The organism is Thauera sp. ZXT1-4 (assembly GCF_052598215.2).
The window spans coordinates 1-5,576 of record NZ_JBQWSN020000059.1 but is presented as its reverse complement, the minus strand read 5'-3'; the positions used below and the strand labels follow the sequence as shown (position 1 = coordinate 5,576).

At 54.6% G+C, this 5,576-nt stretch carries 2 tRNA genes and 3 rRNA genes; all 5 read left to right on the top strand.

Annotation, left to right across the window (positions count from 1 at the left end):
- Window positions 1-350 precede the first annotated feature (350 nt).
- Window positions 351-1,889: ribosomal RNA gene (locus ACUH78_RS18605) — 16S ribosomal RNA — on the top strand.
- Between the two features lie 74 nt (window positions 1,890-1,963).
- Window positions 1,964-2,040 (top strand) — tRNA-Ile (locus ACUH78_RS18600).
- A gap of 26 nt (window positions 2,041-2,066) precedes the next feature.
- Window positions 2,067-2,142, top strand: a tRNA-Ala gene (locus ACUH78_RS18595).
- A gap of 281 nt (window positions 2,143-2,423) precedes the next feature.
- Window positions 2,424-5,311, top strand: a 23S ribosomal RNA gene (locus ACUH78_RS18590).
- Between the two features lie 117 nt (window positions 5,312-5,428).
- Window positions 5,429-5,542: ribosomal RNA gene (gene rrf, locus ACUH78_RS18585) — 5S ribosomal RNA — on the top strand.
- The 16S, 23S and 5S rRNA genes sit together here with 2 tRNA genes alongside, the layout of an rRNA operon.
- Window positions 5,543-5,576 lie beyond the last annotated feature (34 nt).

Genomic DNA, 5,576 nt, shown 5'->3' with positions numbered 1-5,576 from the left:
TTGACGTTGTTTCTGCTGGGTCTATAATGCGCACCTCTTCAGCGCTGCAGCGGTTTCTTCGGAAGCGGTGTGCGGGGTTGAGGAGGTTGAAGCGGGAGGTTGTTGGGCGGTGGATCGGGTCTTGGCGGTGAGCCGGGGCGTTAAAAAAGATTCACGAAATGCTTGACAGGGATTAGGTAGTTGATCATAATCTCGCTTCTTCGCTGCCGGGTGGCAGCGGTTCTTTAAAAAGTCGAACAACCGATAAGTGTGGGTGCTTGGTTGTTGTGGCCGAATCGCTTCGGCGATGGTTTCACAATGATTGGTGCTCATGCTGATGTAAGTCAGTATTTTGAGTACTTTGCTGGATTGAACTTAAGAGTTTGATCCTGGCTCAGATTGAACGCTGGCGGCATGCTTTACACATGCAAGTCGAACGGCAGCACGGGCTTCGGCCTGGTGGCGAGTGGCGAACGGGTGAGTAATGCATCGGAACGTGCCCATGTCGTGGGGGATAACGTAGCGAAAGCTACGCTAATACCGCATACGCCCTGAGGGGGAAAGCGGGGGATTCTTCGGAACCTCGTGCGATTGGAGCGGCCGATGTCGGATTAGCTAGTTGGTGGGGTAAAGGCCCACCAAGGCGACGATCCGTAGCGGGTCTGAGAGGATGATCCGCCACACTGGGACTGAGACACGGCCCAGACTCCTACGGGAGGCAGCAGTGGGGAATTTTGGACAATGGGGGCAACCCTGATCCAGCCATGCCGCGTGAGTGAAGAAGGCCTTCGGGTTGTAAAGCTCTTTCGGCCGGGAAGAAATCGTGGTCTCTAACATAGGCCATGGATGACGGTACCGGACTAAGAAGCACCGGCTAACTACGTGCCAGCAGCCGCGGTAATACGTAGGGTGCGAGCGTTAATCGGAATTACTGGGCGTAAAGCGTGCGCAGGCGGTTTTGTAAGACAGATGTGAAATCCCCGGGCTCAACCTGGGAACTGCGTTTGTGACTGCAAGGCTAGAGTACGGCAGAGGGGGGTGGAATTCCACGTGTAGCAGTGAAATGCGTAGAGATGTGGAGGAACACCGATGGCGAAGGCAGCCCCCTGGGCCTGTACTGACGCTCATGCACGAAAGCGTGGGGAGCAAACAGGATTAGATACCCTGGTAGTCCACGCCCTAAACGATGTCGACTAGTCGTTCGGAGCAGCAATGCACTGAGTGACGCAGCTAACGCGTGAAGTCGACCGCCTGGGGAGTACGGCCGCAAGGTTAAAACTCAAAGGAATTGACGGGGACCCGCACAAGCGGTGGATGATGTGGATTAATTCGATGCAACGCGAAAAACCTTACCTACCCTTGACATGTCTGGAACCTTGCTGAGAGGCGAGGGTGCCTTCGGGAGCCAGAACACAGGTGCTGCATGGCTGTCGTCAGCTCGTGTCGTGAGATGTTGGGTTAAGTCCCGCAACGAGCGCAACCCTTGTCACTAGTTGCCATCATTTAGTTGGGCACTCTAGTGAGACTGCCGGTGACAAACCGGAGGAAGGTGGGGATGACGTCAAGTCCTCATGGCCCTTATGGGTAGGGCTTCACACGTCATACAATGGTCGGTACAGAGGGTTGCCAAGCCGCGAGGTGGAGCCAATCCCTTAAAGCCGATCGTAGTCCGGATCGTAGTCTGCAACTCGACTACGTGAAGTCGGAATCGCTAGTAATCGCAGATCAGCATGCTGCGGTGAATACGTTCCCGGGTCTTGTACACACCGCCCGTCACACCATGGGAGTGGGTTTCACCAGAAGTAGGTAGCTTAACCTTCGGGAGGGCGCTTACCACGGTGAGATTCATGACTGGGGTGAAGTCGTAACAAGGTAGCCGTATCGGAAGGTGCGGCTGGATCACCTCCTTTCAAGAGAACAGGCCGCGTACGGCCAAGTATCCACAACTTATCGGTTGTTCAGGCGAAAAGAGCCTCGGATGAGAGGGTCTGTAGCTCAGCTGGTTAGAGCACCGTCTTGATAAGGCGGGGGTCGTTGGTTCGAACCCAACCAGACCCACCAATCAATGGTTGCTCGAAAGCAGAAATGGGGCTGTAGCTCAGCTGGGAGAGCGGCGGCTTTGCAAGCCGTAGGTCGTCGGTTCGATCCCGACCAGCTCCACCAGGACTGCAGGCGAGAAGTAAGAAATGCCGGCGCTGTGCGCATGCGCGGCGGCTGTCATCTCTTACTTCTTGAACGGTCGCTTCGGCGGTCGGGCACAGAGGTTTGCTCTTTAACAAAGTGGAAGAAGTGTAGTACGTACCGAGCCGGTGCGTACTGCAAGTTGTGTGATTGCATTGATCCGGCGCTGAGCTTGTCAGCGTAGTGCCGGATCGCACAAACGAGTTCGTTCCTGTACGAGGGGTCTTCGAGGTCGCAAGATCGAAGAGGGCCCAAGGTTATAGGATCAAGCGACTAAGTGCATGTGGTGGATGCCTTGGCGATCACAGGCGATGAAGGGCGTGTAAGCCTGCGAAAAGCGTGGGGGAGCTGGCAATAGAGCTTTGATCCCACGATGTCCGAATGGGGAAACCCACCCCGCAAGGGGTATCCCAGACTGAATACATAGGTCTGAGGAGGCGAACGCGGCGAACTGAAACATCTAAGTAGCCGCAGGAACAGAAATCAACCGAGATTCCGTAAGTAGTGGCGAGCGAACACGGAACAGCCTGCACGACTAAACCATCAGCTTAGCAAAACGGTCTGGAAAGTCCGACGATACAGGGTGATAGTCCCGTATGCGAAAAGCCGGTGGCGGGTCTGAGCGTGCGACAAGTAGGGCGGGACACGAGAAATCCTGTCTGAAGATGGGGGGACCATCCTCCAAGGCTAAATACTCGTGATCGACCGATAGTGAACCAGTACCGTGAGGGAAAGGCGAAAAGAACCCCGGGAGGGGAGTGAAATAGATCCTGAAACCGCATGCATACAAACAGTGGGAGCCTCGTAAGGGGTGACTGCGTACCTTTTGTATAATGGGTCAGCGACTTACGTTCTGTAGCGAGCTTAACCGAGTAGGGGAGGCGTAGCGAAAGCGAGTCTGATAAGGGCGACTGAGTTGCAGGGCGTAGACCCGAAACCGGATGATCTATCCATGGCCAGGATGAAGGTGCCGTAACAGGTACTGGAGGTCCGAACCCACTAACGTTGAAAAGTTAGGGGATGAGCTGTGGATAGGGGTGAAAGGCTAAACAAATCCGGAAATAGCTGGTTCTCCCCGAAAACTATTTAGGTAGTGCGTCGTACGGACACTTGCGGGGGTAGAGCACTGTAATCGTTGGGGGGGTCATTGCGATCTACCCCGCGATAGCAAACTCCGAATACCGCAAAGTGATATACGGCAGACAGACATCGGGTGCTAACGTCCGGTGTCAAGAGGGAAACAACCCAGACCGCCAGCTAAGGTCCCAAATGCATGGCTAAGTGGCAAACGAGGTGGGAAGGCATAGACAGCTAGGAGGTTGGCTTAGAAGCAGCCACCCTTTAAAGAAAGCGTAATAGCTCACTAGTCGAGTCGTCCTGCGCGGAAGATGTAACGGGGCTCAAGCCATGAACCGAAGCTGCGGATGTGTCTTTGACACGTGGTAGGGGAGCGTTCCGTAAGCCTGCGAAGGTGTCTCGTAAGGGATGCTGGAGGTATCGGAAGTGCGAATGCTGACATGAGTAGCGATAAAGGGTGTGAAAAGCACCCTCGCCGTAAGCCCAAGGTTTCCTGCGCAACGTTCATCGGCGCAGGGTGAGTCGGCCCCTAAGGCGAGGCAGAAATGCGTAGTCGATGGGAAACAGGTCAATATTCCTGTACCGCTCTATGATGCGATGGGGGGACGGAGAAGGTTAGCTCAGCCATCTGTTGGAATAGGTGGTTTAAGCGTGTAGTCGTGCCTGGTAGGCAAATCCGCCGGGCTTAGATGAGGCGTGATGACGAGAACCCTTGTGGTTCGAAGTGAGTGATACCCAGCTTCCAGGAAAAGCCTCTAAGCTTCAGTCATAGAGTGACCGTACCGCAAACCGACACAGGTGGGCTGGTAGAGAATACCAAGGCGCTTGAGAGAACTCAGGAGAAGGAACTCGGCAAATTGATACCGTAACTTCGGGAGAAGGTATGCCCCTGGTACGTGAAGGCCCTCGCGGCCGGAGCGGAACGGGGTCGCAGAGAATCGGTGGCTGCGACTGTTTATTAAAAACACAGCACTCTGCAAACACGAAAGTGGACGTATAGGGTGTGACGCCTGCCCGGTGCCGGAAGGTTAAGTGATGGGGTGCAAGCTCTTGATCGAAGCCCCGGTAAACGGCGGCCGTAACTATAACGGTCCTAAGGTAGCGAAATTCCTTGTCGGGTAAGTTCCGACCTGCACGAATGGCGTAACGATGGCCACACTGTCTCCTCCTGAGACTCAGCGAAGTTGAAATGTTTGTGAAGATGCAATCTCCCCGCGGCTAGACGGAAAGACCCCATGAACCTTTACTGTAGCTTTGCATTGGACTTTGACGGGACTTGTGTAGGATAGGTGGGAGGCTATGAAACCGGGACGCCAGTTCCGGTGGAGCCATCCTTGAAATACCACCCTGGTGTCGTCGAGGTTCTAACCCAGGCCTGTGAATCCAGGTCGGGGACCGTGCATGGTGGGCAGTTTGACTGGGGCGGTCTCCTCCCAAAAGGTAACGGAGGAGTACGAAGGTCACCTAGGTACGGTCGGACATCGTACTGATAGTGCAATGGCAAAAGGTGGCTTGACTGCGAGACCCACAAGTCGAGCAGGTGCGAAAGCAGGTCATAGTGATCCGGTGGTTCTGTATGGAAGGGCCATCGCTCAACGGATAAAAGGTACTCTGGGGATAACAGGCTGATTCCGCCCAAGAGTTCACATCGACGGCGGAGTTTGGCACCTCGATGTCGGCTCATCACATCCTGGGGCTGTAGCCGGTCCCAAGGGTATGGCTGTTCGCCATTTAAAGTGGTACGTGAGCTGGGTTTAAAACGTCGTGAGACAGTTTGGTCCCTATCTGCCGTGGGCGCTGGAAGTTTGAGAGGGCCTGCTCCTAGTACGAGAGGACCGGAGTGGACGCACCCCTGGTGTACCGGTTGTGACGCCAGTCGCATCGCCGGGTAGCTAAGTGCGGAAGAGATAACCGCTGAAAGCATCTAAGCGGGAAACTCGCCTCAAGATGAGACTTCCCCGGGGCCTCGAGCCCCCTGAAGGGTCGTTGAAGACCACAACGTTGATAGGCCGGGTGTGTAAGCGTGGCAACACGTTCAGCTAACCGGTACTAATTGCCCGTGTGGCTTGATCCTATAACCTTCAAAACAAAACGAACTCAAAAATCTGTTCGAAAAATCGAAACAGACAATCACACAACACTTCTTCCTACCTTTGCTTCAGCAAAAAAAACGCTGAAGAACAAGTCAAAGTCTGACGACCATAGCTGTGTGGCTCCACCCCTTCCCATCCCGAACAGGACCGTGAAACGCACATGCGCCGATGATAGTGAGGTCCGCCCTCGTGAAAGTAGGTCATCGTCAGACTAACCCAACTACACAACGCCCTGATGAACATAAA